The following is an 18,107-nucleotide window of genomic DNA, read 5'->3' as shown; positions in this document are numbered from 1 at the left end:
CCCATCGGCTCAGCTGACGTCGGCCATCAGGATTGGCGGGTTCTTGATGTGGGTGACTGTGGGCTGTGGGCCGACTACGTCGGAGGCCATTTCCAGGGCGTCCTGCAGGGTGGAGGCCGCCTGGAAGCCCATCCTGCGCACTGCGGCCGGATCGCCGCCCACTACGACCACCCGTCCGAGGTGTTGAAGGGCGTGGCTGCCCCAGTACCACATGTAGAAGGGGTGGACACCGTGGTAGGCGTAGGAGTTCCGGTACAGGTGGATGTACCACTCGTCCTCGGCGAACTGCTTCTCGTACTTGCGCTCAATCTCGACCGGGTCGGTGGTGTCGGCTAGCACCTGCTCAAAGAAGTCGATGTAGCTGGGGTGGTGGACGGGATGAAACTCCCACGGGGTGGGGTGGCTCATTATGAGGACGCCGCCTTCCCGGACCAGCGGCCGGCCTCGGTACAGGTTGAAGAAGTACCCAAGGCCCAGACACATGACCAGGATCGGGTTCATGATCGAGTTGACGTTGTAGGGACAGATGTAGGGGAGCCCCATGGTCAAGACATCGGTCTGGCCCTCCACTGGAACGAGATGCTGGCGGTAGACGTTGGCTGTAGTGACCTCGTGTACCGCCTCCACCTCGCCGGCCTGTACCGACGTGAGGGCGTACGGAGCCTGCCAGGATGAGAAGACCTTCCGCTTGGCCGACGACGGCATCACGTCCAGGCCTGCCTTCATGGCCAGGAACTGCATGCGGTCCCGGGTCGACCACTCCCACTCTCGCTTCTGGAGCAGGGCCAGGGGGCCCTCGCGACCGAAGGTGTCGTTGTTGACCGTGGTCTCGATCTGGAAGATCTTCACTCCGGCGTCCCGGATGACCTTGCCCATCCGCCAGTTGGAGGCGTGCAGTGCCGAGTTCTCCTGGTCCATAAACGATCGGGATTCCTGCATGGTGTGGACGTTGTGGTGGTGACGTAGGCCCGTGTAGCCGGACAAGCCAGTGGCCGTGCTCTTGTGGCCTCCGTCCATGGCCACCAGATTGATGTTGACGTAGACCACCAGGTCGCTCTCTGCGGCCCGCCGGCTGAACTGCACGTCTTCGCCGTGCGGGGTTTCACCCAGCACAACCATGCCGTCCGGATCTTCGGCGTCGTGGTTGTAGAGGCGGCCGTCAGGGGCGAAGGCGTCATATACCCGATCGCCCACTGCGTGGCGCAGCTCGTCCTCGGTCATCCGCCGGTGAATGGCCAGGGCAGCGATCAGATGGACGTCATCCACGCCGGCCTCGGCGGCAAGGTCCAGCACGGCCTCGATGACCCGCTGGCGGATGTCTGGGCGGCGCATGGGAGGCAGGGGGAGTGAGATGTCGTCAAAGGCGATAGTCAGTTTCATGTCGGCGTGAAGCAGGGCCCGGAGGGGCTCCGAATCGCCGATCGGATTGTCGAGGGCGTGCCGGATAGCGCCATCGGGATCGGTCAGACCCTCGAGAGGCTCGGCTGGGTAGATCACCCGGGAGCGGCCGGCTGGGAGCTTCTCCAGGCGGAAGCCCTCCCCGTGGTGGAACACGATGGGCGGGCTGTTGCGGTCCACGTCGAGGACGAAGCCGGGTCGGGGTGCGAGGTGGCGTCCGTTGCTCACAGGGCGTTGCGCTCCTTCTCGTCTCGGAGGTCGAAGGCGATCTTGGTGGCTCCCCGTCGGCCGGCCGCTGCGGCGTGTTCGAGGGCCTCGCGGTAGCGGGATAGAGGGTAGGTGGCGGTCACGAGGCGGCCCAGATCGGCGTCGCGGACCAGGTCAGTGGCCAGGTCGAAGGTGCGACGCGTGGTGCCGTTGGCTAGGGATTCGGTGCCGTAGGTGTAGGCACCGACCAACTCAATCTCCCGGTGCCACAAGGGGGTGAGTTCCAGGGTGATCTCGGACGGCATACCGACCAAGACGATGCGACCCCGGGGGCGGACGATGGCCAGGGCATCGGTCAGGCTGGACGACGAGCCGACGCAGTCCAAGACCACGTCGGCGCCGCCAGTGAGGCGGTCCACGAATCCCTCGGAGGCTTCGCCGACGGCCGGGGCGCCGATGGCCCGGCTGCCGGTGGCCCTTCGGACGGCCCGCCGGACCTCGTCGGGAGCGACCACTAGGTCAGCTCCCAGCACGGCTGCCATCCGGCGCTGTTCGGGATAGCGAGCGGTGGCCAAAATAGTCCGGGGCGCGGCATGAGCCCGAAGGGCGGCCAGCGAGACCTGGCCAAGGGTTCCCGTCCCGAGGACGACCACCACGCCGTTGTCGGGCACCTGGGCGGCCAAGGCGGCGTGAATACCACACGCTGTGGGTTCGACCATTACGGCCGCTGAGTCATCGAGGTCGTCGGGAACCCGGTGGAGTTGGGAGGGGTGGGCGGTGAACGCGGTGGCCCAGCCACCGCCCGTGTCGTGGCACGAGCCGGTCTGGATGCCCGGCTCTAGGTCTCCAAACGGGGTGTGCTGGCAGTTACCGAGGTGGCCGTCGGCGCACGGCGGACAGGCCGGCTCCAGGTTGCGGCTCACGCAGCCTAGAACTGGCTCGAGGACCACCCGGGAGCCGTCGTCCAGGTCGCCGACCACCTCGTGTCCGGGGACGAATGGAAAGGACACCAGGGGCTCGAAGTAGCGGGCCGAGCGACCGTCCACGGTGGCCAGATCAGAGCCGCAGATCCCAGACAGGCGGGGTCGGACCGTCACCCAATCGGGTCCCGGCGGGGTGGGCGGGTCCATGTCGACGAGGCTCAGCGGGCCGGCTGAGGCGCCGCGACCGGGCACAAACCCCCCGGCGATACGGGCCGCCGCGTAGCGGGGCAGATTACGGCGGAACTGCAGGGCCTTCACCGTCAGACTCTCCCCACCGGGGCCAGGGGCAGCGGGTTGCGTCGCATGCCGGGCGCCTTGCGGAAGTCCTCGACGAGCCAGCCCCGCTTACGGGCAATGCCGGCCAGTCGGGTCTCTGGGTTGACAGCCACCGGGAAGCCGACAGCCTCCAGCATGGGCAGGTCGCTTGCCGAATCGGCATAGGCAACCGACTCGCGGAGGTCCAAGTCGTGGGCCACTGCGTGGTCAAAGAGAGCCTGGTAGCGGGCCTCCCCGGTGGGCGGAACGGCGGTCAGGCGGCCGTTGTAGGTCCCGTCGACCACCTCCAGCTCGGCAGACACGATGTCGTCGAACAGGGGACGGAACGGTTCGACCACAAAGTTCAGGGCACCGGTGATTAGGACGGTGTGGTGGCCGAGGTTTCGGTGTTCGCGGACCCGTCGGATGCCGGTCGGGAACGATTTGGCAAGTATTAGTTCGCTGAACTTCTCCAAGCTGTCGGCGGCGATCTGGTCTACCGGAGCGCCCTCGTAGCGTCGGTAGAAGTGGCGCAGGAAGTCACTGCGGTCCTTCCTGTCGAGCGACAACAGGGTGGGGACCTCGGCCACCAGCCCGGCCACGAAGCGGGCCCGGTCCCGGCCCCGCAGGCGGCGGCTGCCAAGCCAGGCGTAGGACGCCACGACGTTGGAGGCGATCAGGGTGTTCTCGAGGTCGAAGGCCACCAGCTGTCGTTCCGGCGCCAGGACCTGTCGCCGGAGGCGAGCCGACCGGCTCTCGCCGCCCCGAGCCGGCGGCTTCATGGGCACCCGACCGGCCCGGACCACGGACGGCAGGTGCACCTCAGGGGCATAGTGGTCCCAGTCGATTACCCGGGGGTCGAAGCAGAAGGCCCGCCGGTCGGCGTCGTCCAACAAGCCCCACAGGCCGAGCAGATTGTCGAGGCCGTAGACGGCCTCGCACTCTGCGTAGGCGCCGTACAGGTCGACGTAGCCCTCGGCCCGACGGACCAGCTCGCGCCGCTCCTCGAGGCGGGCCCCCACCTCAGCCTGGCGGCCCCGGACGGGTAACACGTCAAACACTTTCTGGGCCCGGTCCAGGGCGGTACCGGCCCGCTCAAGTTGCTTCTTGACGCGGCCCCGGCCCGGGAACGACCACTGGGGAACCGGAATGGGCTGTCCCAGATCGTCGTAGATGGGGTGCTCGGTGAACCACTCGCGAACCATGTCCACGAGGTGGCCGTAGCGCAGCGGATTGACGCTGCCCGACGCAACCTGGACGATGTCGTCGCCATCGTCCGGTCCCAGTGGGCCACGGGCAGCCACGGCGCAGATGGCGGCCACCACGAAGTCGACGGGGATGACGTCGATGGTGCCCTCAGGGACCCCGGGGAACTCCTTCAGGAGGCCCCGGGCGTAGGAGATGATGACCGGCTCGGCCATCCGGAAACCTCGGATCCAGCCCGGAGACGGCTCGGCCAGCGCTGATTCGATGATGGCCGGGCGCACCACGCTGATCGGTACGTCACCGGCCACCTCGGCCGACGCAATCTCACCGAGAGCCTTGGTATAGGCGTACGCATCAGGAAAGCCCAGCGAGGAGGCTCGCGCCACGCCGGCCTCAGCCATCCGGTCATCCACCCACCGGGAGCGCAACTGCTCGGTCTTGGCGGCCAAGCTGGGAGTGCCGGCGGCCCCCAGCTCGCCGTGGGCCTGCTCGCGAAAGTCCCGGAGGTGTTCTGGGGTTCGGCTGTCGGTCTCCGTCTCATTCCGGATCCTGCGAGCCGAGTCCACCTCGGTCCGCCAGTCCACTTCTACGAAGAAGGGGCTGGCGTCCACAGCCTCCTCCGGGGCGGCGCCCCGCCGGCTTCCGGCCACGTAGCAGGTGGAGACGGCGACCAGGTGGGGAGCCACGCCCAGCTCGGCCAGAGTCTGGACAATCCGGACTGGACCTAGAAGGTTGACCTCGACGGCCTGATCAAGGGGAGAGTCGAAACTCACGGCAGCCGCTGAGTGGATGACGAGGTCGCAGGAGGCGAGGGCGATCCGGCCCTCTTCGTCCAGTCCGAGGCCGTCGATGGTCACGTCGCCGGCTACCGCGGTGATACGACGGTCGGCCATTTTGACGAACTCGTCAGCTCCCAGGTCGGCTCGGAGGCGCTCAAAGGCATCGTTGCGCAGGATGTCTCGTTCTACCCGCCGGTCTGCGCCCCGGCGGCCCGGGCGTACGACCAGGACCAGTTCGCAGTCCGGGGCACAGCGCAGGAGGCGTTCCACGAGGGCGGTACCGAGAAAGCCAGTGCTTCCAGTGATGGCGATACGGCGCCCGGCCAGTTTTTCGGGGATCACCCCAGTTGTCTACCAGATGGTCAGGCTATTTACCACTTGGTAGAGAAGCGGGCTACGGTGGTCCCGTGGCAACGACCGAAGCCCCTGGGAGCACCAAGGACCGGGTACTGGACGCCGCCCTGGCCTCGTTCGGCACCGCCGGGTATGACGGCACCTCCCTGGACGCCCTGGCCGTCGGCCTGGGGATCCGCAAGCAGACGATCCTCTACCACTTCGTCTCCAAGAGGGGCCTGCTCAACTCCGTGGTCGACAGGTGCGCCGGCGAGATGGTGTCCGCCCTGGAGGAGGCGCTAGTCGAAGACCAGCCGGACGGTGACCGGGTGGAGGCCATGGTGCGGGCCGTGTTCCGGGTGGCCCTCGACCAGCCGGTCCTGCTCGGTCTGCTCAGGGAGGTCAGCCGACCCAACTCGCCGGGTGCCCAACGCCTCCGAGGGCATCTGGAGCCGCTCCTGGCCCGGGCCCGGGTGTGGATGGAAGCCGAGATGGCCGCTGGGCGGATGCGTCGGACCGACGCCCAACTCCTGCTGCTCAGCGCCTATTCCACCGTGGTCGGCGTGGCGACCGAGATCGAGGTCCTTCGCGCCGCTGGAGTGGGGCCTACTCTGCGGCCGGTCGTACAGCGCCGACGCGAACTGCTGCGGTTTCTGCGAGCTTCGGTCGACCCGGCAACCTGACCCGGACCGGTCAGTGTGCCGTGTTGCGGCGCCGGCGTGCGTGGCGTTCCACAGCCAGATCGACCAACCGGTCAATGAGGGCCGGATAGGACAGGCCCGCCTTCTGCCATAACCGCGGGTACATCGAGATGGGCGTGAAACCGGGGATGGTATTTACCTCGTTGAGGAGCATCCGACCGTCGTCGGCCAGAAAGAAATCCACCCGGGCCATGCCCGAACACCGCAGGGCGATGAATGCCCGGGCGGCCATCTCCTGGAACCCCACGGCGACATCCGGAGCGAGATCGGGCTCGTCAATCAGCTCGGCGTCGTCAGTCTCGTACTTGTCGGCGTAGCTGTAGAACGCATCACCGGGACGGATCTCTCCGGGGCCCGACACCTGGGGAACCCGGTCGCCTAGTACCGCCAGCTCAATCTCCCGGCCGGTGACGGCCTCTTCGACCACCACCCACTCGTCGTAGGAGGCGGCATCGGCCAGGGCGGCGTCCAACGAGGTCACGTCGTCGGCTGGCGCCACGCCCACCGACGAGCCCAGATTCGCCGGCTTCACAAACACGCGCGGTCCCAGCTCTGACAGGAGGGACTCCAGGGTGGCCCGGTGACCTTCTGAACCCCCTCCGACTAACTGGTCGGCGTGGAATCCCCGGTAGCGAGCCTGGGGGAGACCGTGGTGGGCCGCTATCTCCTTGGCGGCCAGCTTGTCCATAGCCAGCGCCGATCCCAGCACCCCGCTTCCCACGTAGGGAACGTCGGCCATCTCGAGAAGGCCCTGCAAGGTCCCGTCCTCACCTAAGGGCCCATGGACAAGGGGAAATACGGCCACCGGTCCTGCAGCTGACATCTCGGCAAGGCGAGGGAGCGGGTCCCAGGCGGGTCCGTTCGGGTTCAGTCGGTCACCGAGGGAGCCGTCGGCCAGCGCTGCAGCAGAGGACTCAGCCAACATCCACCGACCGTCACGGGCAATGCCCACTGGGACAACCTCGTAGGTGTCGGCGTCCGCGGCGGCTAGGACGTGGCGGGCCGATACACAAGACACGTCGTGCTCGGCACTGCGGCCCCCGAACAGCACGACGAGACGACGGCGGGTGACCACCCGGGCATCGTAGGGTCACGTCTCGTGAGGTTTCGGGCATCGCAGGCTGCCGTGGCTGTTCGCGGCGATTTGGTTGGTGAGGACGTCTTGCTGGACGGTGCCACTCAGGACTCGCGGGCCACGACCCCCGGCTGTCTGTTCGTCCCGCTGGTCGCTGAACGAGACGGCCACGATTTCATCGGGGCGGCAATGGAGGCCGGCGCCGGTGCCCACTTGACCTCCGGCCCGGCCGGCCCGGGGACGGCCATACGAGTGCCGGACACGGCGATGGCGCTGAGGACGCTGGGCGCGACAGCCCGAGACTCCACCGAGGCCCAGGTGGTCGGGATCACCGGCAGCGTGGGCAAGACGTCGACTAAGGACCTGACGGCCGCCGTGTTGGCCCGGATCGGCGGAACCCATGCCGGGGTCCGGTCATTCAACAACGAGATCGGGGTCCCTCTGACCTTGCTCGGCGCAGCCGATGACGCCCGGTTCCTCGTCGTAGAGATGGGAGCCCGGACCGAGGGCGACATTGCCGACCTGTGCGCCATCGCCCGACCGGACGTAGGGGTGGTGACCACGGTGGCCGCCGCCCACACCGGGGTCTTCGGCTCCCTAGAGTCCGTGGCTCGCACGAAGGGCGAGATTCTGGACAGCTTGCCGTCCTACGGCTGCGCGGTGCTCAATGCTGACGCACCTGACGTGATGGGCCAGGCCAGTCGGGCCCGATGCCCGGTCCTGACGTTCGGCGACCAGGGAGAGGTCCGAGCCCAGAAGGTGGTGGTGGACGATTCCGCCCGGCCGTCGTTCCGCTTGGAGTCGCCGTGGGGGCGCATCGATGTCCGCCTTGCCGTCCACGGGGCCCATATGGTCGCCAATGCCGTGGCCGCCGCAGCCACCGGCCTCTTCCTGGACGTCCCGCTGGCCGACGTGGCAGCCGGCCTGGCCGAAGCCCGGCTCTCCCCGTGGAGGATGGACGTACAGCGTGCTCCCGACGGCCTGACTGTCATCAACGACGCCTACAACGCCAACCCGACCTCCATGCTGGCCAGCCTGGACGCCCTGGTCGCTGTAGCCGTGACAGGGCGCCGGATCGCCGTGGTAGGCCTCATGGCCGAGTTAGGTGACGAGGAGGCCCCAGCCCACGCTGCGGTAGCCGAACAGGCCGCGGAGCGGGGGATCACCCTGGTGGCGGTGGGGACCGACCTCTACGGACTCGAACCGCTAGAAGCAGAAGCCGTAGCGGACCACTTGGACAGCTTGGCCCTGGGTTCCGCCGACGCCGTGCTAATCAAGGGCAGCCGGGTGGTCGGGTTGGAAGTTCTGGCCGGACGCCTACTGGAGGGCTGACCGGACCGACTTCAGTCGCCGTCGTACGGGAGTTCGTCAGGTCGCAGCGGAGTGTTGGAGCGGTTCCAGACCGCCAAGCGTTCCCCATCGCAGTTCGGACAGAGGTGAACGACGCGCATGGACTGGATTGAGAGCTGGGTGCCCCGAGACTTATCGACGATCGATTGCAGGGCAGCCCGGACGTCAGTCGTCCCGCAGGTGGGGCAGGTCGGGGCCAGGTCACGGACCCACGACATCTCACACGCCTGACAGGTCACGGTGATGGTCTCCGAGCCGGGGGCGCCGCCGTGGCGACCCCGGAGGTCCTCGTCCTCGCCGCAGGCCGGACAGGCGATCTCGGTCATCCACCGGAACGGTAGCGCCGGGTAGGCCACCCGTAGGGTGGTCGGGTGTCCGGTCCCGGCGACGACCACTACCGCACCCTCGGGGTGCCAGCGACGGCGTCTGATCAGGAGGTGCGCGCCGCCTACCGGGCCCTGGCCGCCCGGATCCATCCGGACCGGGCAACCGACCAGGCTGAACGCCGGCAGGCCGAGACCCGGATGGCGGCCGTTAACGAGGCGTGGCGGGTCCTCAGGGACCGTAAGCGTCGAGCCGCTTACGACCTGGCCCGGCGACCGGCGGAGCCCCCGATCCGGACCCCACCGGACGACGGTCCGATCCCGGGACGCCGGGGCGACTCGTTCCAGGCCGTCACCGTCTCCCCAGCTGTTGGGTGCGCCCTCCGCTTTGGTCCGATGGTCCTCGGCGTGGGCCTATTGGTCGGGATTCTGGTGGCCACCGCCGTCCTGGGCGGGGGAGGCGAGGTTCCGAAGCGCCTAGAACCTGGTTCGTGCCTTGAACTGTCGACGACGGTCCGGGTAGTGCCGTGTACGGCCGAGACGCCGGTCATCGCCGCTCGGGGTGTTGCAGGCACCTCGTGCCCGGTCGGGGCGGTGGCTGTGGTCCTCCCGTCACGAACCGAACAGGTCTGCGTCGCTCCCCCGGGTACGCCTGTGGGCTGACCGATAGCGCGTCGTCGGCGGTACCCTCGTCCGCCTGCGGACCGTTAGCTCAGTTGGCTAGAGCGCCCGCCTCACACGCGGGAGGTCACTGGTTCAAGTCCAGTACGGTCCACGATGACGAGCAGCGTGCCGTCGTCCACGACCACCTCGGCTCTGGAGGCGGCCATGCGGTTCGACAGGCCGAGGCCCACGCCGGGCTCCACTTCGGCGTCGGCCAGCGGCCAGGCCAGCCCGGTGGTGGTCACTCCGGTGGCTCGGCCGCCCACGGCCAGCAGGCTGACCACGTCGCCAACCTGGGCGACGACCTCCACGTGATCCCGAACTACCCAGGCCCGCGCCCCGTCGATCCGGAGGTCGATCCGCAAATTCGACCACCGCTCGCTGGCGGCCACCAGCAGGTTGGCCAGAGCGTGGTCAACCCGCCCGCCCAGCGTGCCGACCACGGTCACCGATCTTGTACCGGCCGCTACTGCGGCTCCCAGGGCCAGCTCCAGGTCAGTCTCGTCCTTGTCTTCCGGATGGCGCTCCACCTTCCCGGCTCGGGCGACGGCGGTTGACGAGGCCGAGTCCAGGTCACCGACGACCAGGTCGACGGCGAGCCCGAGATCCGCCGCGTTGTCGGCCCCGCCGTCAGCAGCGATGACCAGGTCGGCGGAGGGTAGTGGCCCCTGGTTGGTCGGTAACGGCCCGCCCGTCACCACCAGGGCGTGTCCGCCGGTCACCGGTCGGTCCTGTCGACCTGGATAGTCCATCGCCCGGCGTCAGTCGAGAGGTGGAGGTCCATGCCGTAGCACTGCGAAAGGGCCTTGCTGGTGAGGACCGTGGCCAGCAGCCCAGCGGCCGCTACCCGTCCGCCATCTAGCAGCAGACCGTGAGTGAAGCCTGGGGGAATCTCCTCTACGTGGTGGGTGACTTGCACCATGGGTGGGGTGTCCGGGTTGGCGGCCAGGTTGGCCAGGGTGGCAACTAGCTCCTCGCGGCCGCCGAGGTCCAGACCGGCCGTCGGCTCGTCTAGTAGCAGCAAGTCGGGATCGACCATTAGCGTCCGAGCCAGAAGCACCCGCTGTCGCTCGCCGGACGAGAGGGCGCCAAAAGGGTGGTCGGCCCGTGCCCCGCAGCCCACCCGGTCCAAGAGCGACCGGGAGCGCTCCCGGTCGTCATCCGAGTAGCGGTGCCACCAGGCCTCCAGGGCACCATGGCGGGCCGTCATGACCACCTCGGCGGCCGTCAGGCCCGGACGTATCGCATCGGCTAGGGCCGCTGAGGCGTAGCCGATCCGGGACCGCAGCGATCGCACGTCGGTCCGCCCGAGGGTGTGGCCCAACACCCGGACCGAGCCGGTGGTCGGGTGCAGGTGCAGGCCGGCAATCCGCAGCAGGGTGGTCTTCCCGGAGCCGTTGGGTCCCAGGACTATCCAGTGCTGTCCGGGGTCGATGCGCCAGTCGATTCCCGACAGGAGTGTCGTCCCACCGGTCCGGCGACCGACAGCGATGAGTTCGAGGACGGGTTCCGGCACGCCGTTGACCCTAGGACCTGCCGTCCGTTGGTCGACCCTCGAATCGGTCGGGCAGCGAGCGGACCGGTAGGGGAGCGGCATAGACGCCGGTTCGGAATCCCAGGAGATCCTGCAACGTGTACCCGAAGGCTAAAGCGACCAGGCCAGTGATCAGCTGGCCGGCGCTTACCGCACTCCCTCGGCGTGGCGCTCCCAAGTTTCGACCATGGCCGCATACTGACCGCCGTAGGCCACGAGGTCATCGTGGGTTCCGTGCTCGACGATCCGGCCGTCGTCGACTACGGCGATCCGGTCGGCCCGCATGGCGGTGGCCAGCCTGTGGGCGATGAGGATGGCTGTCCGGCCCTCCAGCACCGAATCCAGCGCCCGCTCGATCACCGATTCCGAGAGCAAGTCCAGATTCGACGTGGCCTCGTCGAGGACCAGCACCCGGGGACGGGCCAGGAAGGCTCGGGCCAGGGCCACCAGTTGGCGCTCACCGGCCGACAGCGACGCCCCCCGCTCGTGGATCGGGGTGTCTATGCCGTCCGGCATCCGGTCCACCAGCCCCTGGAGTCCGACGGCCCGACAGGCCTCCCACACCTCTTCACGGGTGGCAGTCGGGCGGGCAAAGGCCACGTTGTCCCGGATCGTTCCGTTGAACAGGAATGGCTCCTGGGGGACAACGCCGAGCTGGCGCCTCAGCGAGTCGATGGACACCTCCCGCAGATCGTGCCCATCGATGGTCACGTGGCCGAACGTCGGATCGTGGAAGCGGATGATGAGCTTGGCGATGGTTGACTTTCCGGCCCCGGTAGGGCCCACCACCGCCAGGACTTCGCCTGCCGACAGGTGCAGGTCGACTTCCCGGAGCACCAGATGGTCCGGGTCGTATCCGAATGTCACCGAGTCCAGATGGATGTCGCCTCTGATTGGGGGAAGATCCACGGCGTCGGCTCGCTCGGCCACCGTGGGTTCGGTGGCTAGCAGGTCTCGCAGCTTCACCACGGCGGCGCTGCCCTGTTGGTATTGGTTATAGAGCTGGACGAGCGTTTGGACCGGCGCGAAGAACGACGTCAGGAAGAGCAGGAAGGCGGTCAGTTCGCCGATGGTTACCTCGCCCCGAAGCGCCATCCGACCGCCGACCAGGAGGACTACGGCTTGTGTGGCGATCCCGATCGACTCAGTCCCCGGCCCGAACAGGGCCTGGGCCCGTCCCGTATACAGGTTGGCCTCCAGGTGGTCGTCGATAACCCGTTGGTGGCGGGCCACGTCGTGGTCTCGTCGGTTGAAGGCGGCGATCACCCGTATCCCCGCCAGGCTTTCCGACAGGTTGGCCAGCACGTCGGCGATCCGATCACGAACCCGCAGGTAGCCGATGAGTGACACCCGTCGAAACCACAGGGTGAGCACCACGTTGACGGGAATGACGGTCAGGAGACAGACCACGGCAAGTGTCGGGTCCAGGATGACCAGGTAGACGGTGATCACGATGAGGGTCATGGCTTGGACGGCGAAGTTGACCAGCCCCTCTTGCATCAGAGTGGTGAGAGCTTCGATGTCGCTGGTCATCCGGGTCATCAGGACGCCCGATTTCTCCCCGGTGAAGAAGTCCAGAGACTGGCGTTGGAAGTGGCTGAAGACCCGAAGCCGGAGCTCGTAGACAAGGCGCTCGCCGAGGCGGCCAGTGAACCGGGTCCGCAGCCAGGAGGCCACCGTCGAGAGGCCCACGGCTCCGACGTAGGCCAGGGCGACTGTTACCAGTACCCCGCGGTCCCGGGGCATGACGCCCTGGTCGATACCGATCTGGGTGAGCAGCGGACCTAGGTGCAGCAACCCGGCCTCCACTACGACCAGGAGGAGGGCCATCAGGAGGCCGCCGGCGTGGGGGGCGAGAAAGGTCCGAAGCCCGAAGGGACGCCGGTCCCAGTCGTGGTGGGAGAAGGCAACCACCGGTTCCGGATGCTCGGGCTCGTGGCGTAGAACTTCCTCGATACGGCTCCGGAGTTCCTCGGGGACCTCGGCGAACGGCAGTCCGGCTTGGGCGTTGGCTTGGACTGAGGTCGGCCCAGTGAAGAACCCGTGGTGGCCGCCCATCAGGCGTCCTCTCCGGGGTCCTCGCCCTGGGCCACGATGGCCGCATACCGGGGCTCGGTGACCATCAGGTGGCTGTGGGTGCCGTTGGCCACGATGCGGCCGTCTTCCAGGAGCACCACCCGGTCGGCCAGGTTGATCGTGGACAGTCGGTGAGCAATGACCAGTGTGGTCCGGTCCTCGAGGATTCCGGCCAACGCCTGGTGGATACCCTCCTCGGTTCGTACGTCTACGGCGCTGGTGGCGTCGTCCAAGATCAGGATCCGCGGGTTGGTCAGCACGGCACGGGCTATGGAGACCCGTTGACGTTGTCCGCCGGACAGCGTGTAGCCCCGCTCTCCGACCACCTCGTCGTACCCGCCGTCCATATCGCGGATGAACCCGTCGGCCCGGGCTACCCGGGCGGCGGCTTCTACCTCGTCAGCGGTGGCGTCGGGACGGCCGAATGCGATGTTGTCGTGGAGAGAGTCGGAGAACAGGAAGGCCTCGTCGGGTACCTGGCTGACGTGGTGTCGAAGGCTGGACAGGGTCAGGTCACGTACGTCGGTGCCGTCGACTAGGACGGCGCCGGCAGCGACGTCGTAGAAGCGGGGTAGTAGCCGGGCCACGGTGGATTTCCCACAGCCGGTGCGCCCCACGAGGGCCACTGTCTCGCCGGGTTCGAGAACGAGGTTGAAGTCCACGAGCACGGGTGGCGACGGGGCCCCTTCCGAAGAGGGGTAGGCGAAGGTCACGCCGCGGAACTCAACCCGCCCCCGGGGGTCGATCAGCGCCCGGGCGCCGGGACGGTCGACAATCTCGGGCTGCTCGTCGAGGATCTCGTAGATGCGGATCGCCGAGGCGGCGGCCCGCTGAGCCTGGAGCAAGACGAAGCCGAACATCCGGAATGGGACGGCGATCATGGTGACGTAGCCGCTGAATGCGAACAGGGAACCGATCCCGAGCTGATTGTCGATGGCCAGATGTCCTCCGTAGAGCAGCACCAGGGCCATGCCGAGCCGGGGAAGTGCCTCGATCAGGGGGTTGAACCGGGCTCGGGCCTCGATCAGGGCGGTGGCCGACCAGCGGAGGCGATCGGCGACCTTGGCCAGAAGGGCGATCTGGTCGGTTTCGGCGGCAAACGACTTGACGACCCGGGTGCCGTTGACGTTCTCGTCGACCACCATGGCCACCTCGGCCATTCGTCCCTGGGTTACCCACGAGAGGGGGAATACCTGGTCGCGAAGCCGCTGGCCGAGGATGTACACGAAGGGCATGGTGGACACGGTCACCAGAGCCAGCGGAACGTGGATGCTGAGCATGAAGCCCAGCGCCATGAAGAAACTGATCACCGACAGCCCGGCCAGAGGTCCGAAGGCCAGGAGCAGTTGGATGGACCGGATGTCGGAATTGGCCCGCGAGATGACCTCGCCGGCCGCCACCCGGTCGTAGAACGAGAACGACAGCCGGGTCAGGTGTCCATAGAGCAGGGAACGGAGGTCGGTTTCGATCCGGCAGGCCGTTCCGAAGAGCAGGTACCGGTAGGTGAAGCGCAGGCCAAACGAGGTCAGGGCCATGACCACGAGCAGGATCACGTAGGTCTCTAGGTGTCCGGTCCGTTCGTGGACGGCTATGTCGATGGCCTGGCGGAGGACCATGGGGACGGACACCTGAACGGCCAGGCCGGTTAAACCGGTGGCCAGCACGATGCCGAATGCCGACCGGTGGGCGCGGATGATGGGCAGCAACCGGCGGAACCACCCCTTGGTGGGATCGGGATCGACGGTGGCCTGTGGGGCGGCGGTTGTTCCCGTCGGGGTCATGTAGTGCCGGCGGCTCGGGCGGCCCGAATGGCTTGCCCGAAGCGGGCCAGGCTGGCGATCAGGACGCTGGGATCACCGGCATTCACGTGCGTTCCGATAGCGACCAAGCGGTCACCAACCGCTTGGTCGGCTCGCTGGAGGACGTTGCGGCCATCGTCGGTTAGGTGGTGGTGGACCCGACGCCCGTCGTCGGTATCGGGTCGGCGCTCTACCAGGCCGCGGGTGATGAGGCCGTCCATGAGGGCGGTGATGGAGGGTCGGCTCACGGAGAGGCGGCCAGCCAGGTCGGAGGGGGCGGCTTCACCTTCCTCCAGGAAAGCCAGGACCCGGTACTGGGGGAGACTCAGATCAACCTCGCCGAGCGGAATGGTGACCTGGCGGGCCAGCTTGGCTGCCGCCCGGGCTGCCGCCACCACCTGCGGGACGTCGCCAGACGTCGGGTCTTGTCCTGAGGTTGGGGGCACAATGGTTAGGGTATCGAACTATCTTCGGTGGCTCCGAATCGGGCTTTCCTCAGGTCGGCCGGGCTGAGCGGACGGTCATCGGTAGGCTCGGGCGGAGATGTCCATCCTCCTCGGGCTGGTTGCGGTCGCTGTACTGCTGGCCGTCAACGCCTTCTTCGTGGCCGCCGAGTTCAGCCTGGTGGCTATTGACCGGCCCCGGATCGAGGCGGCGGCTAAAGGAGCCGACCCGCAGGCCCGTCGGGTGCAGTCGCTGCTGGGCCACCTCACCCTGCACCTCTCGGGCGCCCAGTTCGGCATCACGCTGTCGGCCCTGCTGCTGGGCTTCGTGGCCGAGCCCACGGTGGCCCGCATGCTCACCGGTGAAGCGCACCTGACTGGCATGTCGGTAACGGTGGCCATTGCTCTGGCCACGATTTTGCACCTGGTCGTGGGGGAGCAGGTCCCCAAGTACGTGGCGCTGGCTGCTCCTAACCGGGTGGCCCGCCGCCTAGCCCCATTGGTCCAGATCTACGGCACAGTGGCCCGACCCGTGGTTCGTACTTTGAATGGCGCAGCCAACGTTGTGGTTCGTCGGCTAGGTGTAGAGCCACGCGAGGAGCTGGGCGTGTCGCGGACCCTGGACGAACTGGAGGAGTTGATCCGCGGTTCGTCCGACGAAACCCTGGACACGGCCGACGTGGAGTTGCTTACTCGCTCCATCCGGTTCGGCGACAAGACAGTGGCCGACGCCCTGGTGCCCCGGCTCGACATGGAGGCCCTGTCGGTGGACTCGCTGTCGGTCGAACTCCTCGCCCGGTCGAAGCAGACCGGGCACTCACGCTTTCCGGTTTTCGACGGCGACTTGGACCATGTGGTCGGGGTGGTGCACGTCAAGTCGCTGCTTTCCCGACCCGCCGAGACTCGCAACGGGGTGCCGCTCGGTGAGCTGATGGGTGACGTGCTTGCCGTTCCGGAAACCCGTGACCTCGACGATCTCCTTGGAGATCTCCGCGAACACAGTCGTCACCTAGCCGTGGTGGTCGACGAGCACGGAGGTACGGCTGGCATCATCACCGTGGAGGACGTCCTGGAGGAGATCGTCGGCGAGATCGACGACGAGCACGACCATCCCGTGTCGCGGACCCAGGACGTCGGAAGGGCCGGCACGGCGGTTTCCGGGAGTTCCAGTCTTGACGAAGTCCGAGACGCTGTCGGCCTACCCATTCCCGACGGCCCGTACGAGACGTTGGCCGGGTTCGTACTCCACCGTCTAGGAAGACTGCCGGAGCCGGCAACCACCGTCGAACTTGAGGGCTGGCTAATCGAGGTGATGGCGGTCGACGGGCGTCGGATCGCCAAGCTGCGGGTCGTAGCCCCCCCAGAAAGCGGCCGAACAGGGAGTTCACAGTGATTGTCGTAGGCCTACTGGCCGTCGCAGCACTGGTTGCCGTGAATGCGCTCTTCGTGGCCACCGAGTTCGCGCTCGTCGCTGCCCGCGCGACTGGTCTGGAGGAGGCGGCGGCTGCCGGGTCAAGATCGGCTCAGCGGGCGCTCGCCGCCCGCCAGGACTTGCGCCTACAGGTCTCCGGCGCCCAGCTCGGTATTACGGCCAGCAGTATCGCCCTGGGCGTGCTGGCCGAGCCGACAATCGGTCGGCTGCTGGAACCAGTAGCCGATGCTGCCGGCCTGGCGCCGGGAGCGGCCTCGACAGCCACCTGGTTGGTGGCCATCGCGGTGGCGGCTGTCGTGCAGATGGTGCTGGGTGAGTTGGTGCCCAAGAACCTGGCCATCGCCGATCCCGAGAGGACCCTCCGGTGGACGATCCGGGCCCACGGCACCTTTGTGGTCCTCTTGCGGCCGGCCATCGTCGTGCTGGACCGCCTAGCGGCGCTGGCCGTCCGACCATTCGGGTTTATGCCGGTGGACGAGATCGAACGGGCCGTCGGGGCGCCGGAGCTCGCCGTCATGCTCGACGCCTCACGGGATGAGGGCCTGATCGAGCCGTTCGAACACGACCTACTGGCCGGGGCGCTGGACCTCGGTTACCACACCGCCTCCTCTGTGCAGGTCGACCGTGAACAGGTAGTAGTTGTGAGCACCACCATGCCCCTGGCCGAGGTCGAGCGGGTGATGGCGTCTAGTGGATACACCCGGCTCCCCATGATGGGTACGTCAACCGACGAGCTGATTGGCATGGTCCACGCCAAGGACCTCCTCCACCTGGCTCCGGAGGCCCAAACGGAGTCTGTGCCGTCAGAGTCGATCCGCGAAATGGTGGCCTTCCATGCTGACCTTCATCTAGATGAGGTGCTCCACCAGCTACGGATCTCCCGGAGCCAGATGGCAGCCGTGGTCGACGATCAGGGCATCTGGCAGGGGATCTTGTCCATGGAGGACGTGGTAGAGGAACTAGTTGGCGACATCCGAGACGAATCGGACGACCCTCGCGGCTAGTCCTTACCGACTGAGGACGGTGGCCGCGGTCCGTCGCCAGAAAAAGGGCTGCCGGTAGGATTTCTGGGTGCTCCGCCCCTTTGGCCTGGTAAGCGCTCTCCTGGCGCTGGTCCTGGCCCTCCCTTCGACTGCTCTCGCCCAGAGCACCGACCGATCCGTCGTCTTCACCAGCGACCCCTCACAGGCCATGGTTATGGACCGCGCCACCGGGTTGTGGCCACTCATCGAGGCAGCTTCCGGCGTACTGCCCCTGGCCGAAGACGGCCTGGCCGTCGCCCGGGAGCGACTCCGAGGCGTTGCCCAACTCCTAGCCCAGGCGAGGCAGCGCCAGGCCGAAGCGGGGGCAGCACTGGTCCGGGCCAACCGTCTGGTGGCCGACACCGTCCAAGAGGCCGACCGACTCCGGAATACCTATGACGACGCCCTGGCAGGGCTGTCGGATTCCAGCCGTCGGAAGCTGGAGCGCGACGCCCACACCCGGAGCAACCGATCGGCCGTAGTCCGGTTGGCCACCTCGCCGGATTGGGTCTGTCCCGCCGGAGCGCG

The 18,107-nt window shown here is 67.5% G+C and carries 16 protein-coding genes and 1 tRNA gene; 8 read left to right on the top strand and 9 right to left on the bottom strand.

The annotated features are described in order from the left end of the window. Positions 1-9 precede the first annotated feature (9 nt). Genes MK181_07025 through MK181_07015 form a run of 3 tightly spaced genes read right to left on the bottom strand, consistent with a single transcriptional unit; the run spans position 10 to position 5,170 of the window. Complete coding sequence (locus MK181_07025; GenBank protein MCH2419551.1) at positions 10-1,626, bottom strand: nickel-dependent lactate racemase; 1,617 nt, start codon at positions 1,624-1,626, stop codon at positions 10-12. After that, positions 1,623-2,846 (bottom strand): zinc-binding dehydrogenase, encoded by a 1,224-nt coding sequence (locus tag MK181_07020; protein ID MCH2419550.1) that lies wholly within the window; start codon positions 2,844-2,846, stop codon positions 1,623-1,625. Before MK181_07020 ends, MK181_07025 begins: the two co-directional genes overlap by 4 nt. Before the next feature lie 2 nt (positions 2,847-2,848). Then, on the bottom strand, positions 2,849-5,170 hold the full coding sequence (locus tag MK181_07015) for an HAD-IB family phosphatase (protein ID MCH2419549.1): 2,322 nt from the start codon (positions 5,168-5,170) through the stop codon (positions 2,849-2,851). A gap of 65 nt (positions 5,171-5,235) precedes the next feature. On the opposite strand from MK181_07015, the gene MK181_07010 reads away from it, so the two are divergent. After that, positions 5,236-5,844: a TetR/AcrR family transcriptional regulator gene (locus tag MK181_07010; protein MCH2419548.1), complete on the top strand. Its 609-nt coding sequence runs from the start codon at positions 5,236-5,238 to the stop codon at positions 5,842-5,844. Positions 5,845-5,854: 10 nt separating this feature from the next. Here MK181_07010 and MK181_07005 read toward each other — a convergent pair whose 3' ends face one another. Beyond that, positions 5,855-6,937 (bottom strand): D-alanine--D-alanine ligase, encoded by a 1,083-nt coding sequence (locus tag MK181_07005; protein ID MCH2419547.1) that lies wholly within the window; start codon positions 6,935-6,937, stop codon positions 5,855-5,857. Between the two features lie 24 nt (positions 6,938-6,961). Here MK181_07005 and murF point away from each other — a divergent pair, with 24 nt between their 5' ends. Further along, positions 6,962-8,269 (top strand): UDP-N-acetylmuramoyl-tripeptide--D-alanyl-D-alanine ligase, encoded by a 1,308-nt coding sequence (murF, locus tag MK181_07000; GenBank protein MCH2419546.1) that lies wholly within the window; start codon positions 6,962-6,964, stop codon positions 8,267-8,269. A gap of 11 nt (positions 8,270-8,280) precedes the next feature. Here murF and MK181_06995 read toward each other — a convergent pair whose 3' ends face one another. After that, positions 8,281-8,613: a hypothetical protein gene (locus MK181_06995; GenBank protein MCH2419545.1), complete on the bottom strand. Its 333-nt coding sequence runs from the start codon at positions 8,611-8,613 to the stop codon at positions 8,281-8,283. A gap of 45 nt (positions 8,614-8,658) precedes the next feature. Here MK181_06995 and MK181_06990 point away from each other — a divergent pair, with 45 nt between their 5' ends. The 3 genes from MK181_06990 to MK181_06980 all read left to right on the top strand — a co-directional run bounded on the left by MK181_06990 (position 8,659) and on the right by MK181_06980 (position 9,588). Beyond that, positions 8,659-9,273, top strand: coding sequence for a J domain-containing protein (locus MK181_06990; GenBank protein ID MCH2419544.1), 615 nt, complete (start codon positions 8,659-8,661; stop codon positions 9,271-9,273). A gap of 38 nt (positions 9,274-9,311) precedes the next feature. Continuing rightward, positions 9,312-9,385: transfer RNA gene (locus MK181_06985), tRNA-Val, on the top strand. Between the two features lie 2 nt (positions 9,386-9,387). Beyond that, positions 9,388-9,588 (top strand): hypothetical protein, encoded by a 201-nt coding sequence (locus tag MK181_06980; protein ID MCH2419543.1) that lies wholly within the window; start codon positions 9,388-9,390, stop codon positions 9,586-9,588. A 403-nt stretch (positions 9,589-9,991) separates the two neighbouring features. On the opposite strand, the gene MK181_06975 is transcribed toward MK181_06980, so the two are convergent. The 4 genes from MK181_06975 to MK181_06960 form a co-directional block, all read right to left on the bottom strand. After that, on the bottom strand, positions 9,992-10,789 hold the full coding sequence (locus tag MK181_06975; protein ID MCH2419542.1) for an ABC transporter ATP-binding protein: 798 nt from the start codon (positions 10,787-10,789) through the stop codon (positions 9,992-9,994). Between the two features lie 165 nt (positions 10,790-10,954). Further along, positions 10,955-12,865, bottom strand: coding sequence for an ABC transporter ATP-binding protein/permease (locus MK181_06970; protein MCH2419541.1), 1,911 nt, complete (start codon positions 12,863-12,865; stop codon positions 10,955-10,957). After that, positions 12,865-14,664, bottom strand: coding sequence for an ABC transporter ATP-binding protein/permease (locus MK181_06965; GenBank protein ID MCH2419540.1), 1,800 nt, complete (start codon positions 14,662-14,664; stop codon positions 12,865-12,867). Before MK181_06965 ends, MK181_06970 begins: the two co-directional genes overlap by 1 nt. After that, the gene (locus tag MK181_06960) at positions 14,661-15,128 is read right to left on the bottom strand and encodes a MarR family transcriptional regulator (protein ID MCH2419539.1); all 468 of its coding nucleotides are present in this window, start codon (positions 15,126-15,128) and stop codon (positions 14,661-14,663) included. Before MK181_06960 ends, MK181_06965 begins: the two co-directional genes overlap by 4 nt. Before the next feature lie 97 nt (positions 15,129-15,225). Between MK181_06960 and MK181_06955 the strand changes: the two genes are divergently transcribed. The 3 genes from MK181_06955 to MK181_06945 form a co-directional block, all read left to right on the top strand. After that, a complete protein-coding gene (locus tag MK181_06955; protein MCH2419538.1) occupies positions 15,226-16,518 on the top strand; it encodes a hemolysin family protein in 1,293 nt (430 codons plus the stop codon). Then, the gene (locus MK181_06950) at positions 16,515-17,561 is read left to right on the top strand and encodes a hemolysin family protein (GenBank protein MCH2419537.1); all 1,047 of its coding nucleotides are present in this window, start codon (positions 16,515-16,517) and stop codon (positions 17,559-17,561) included. Before MK181_06955 ends, MK181_06950 begins: the two co-directional genes overlap by 4 nt. A gap of 67 nt (positions 17,562-17,628) precedes the next feature. After that, positions 17,629-18,107: hypothetical protein (locus tag MK181_06945; protein MCH2419536.1), on the top strand; the 479-nt coding region annotated here is incomplete at its 3' end.

The sequence above is a fragment of the Acidimicrobiales bacterium genome, from assembly GCA_022452035.1.
GTDB lineage: Bacteria > Actinomycetota > Acidimicrobiia > Acidimicrobiales > MedAcidi-G1 > UBA9410.
This window is presented reverse-complemented; position numbering and strand designations above follow the sequence as displayed.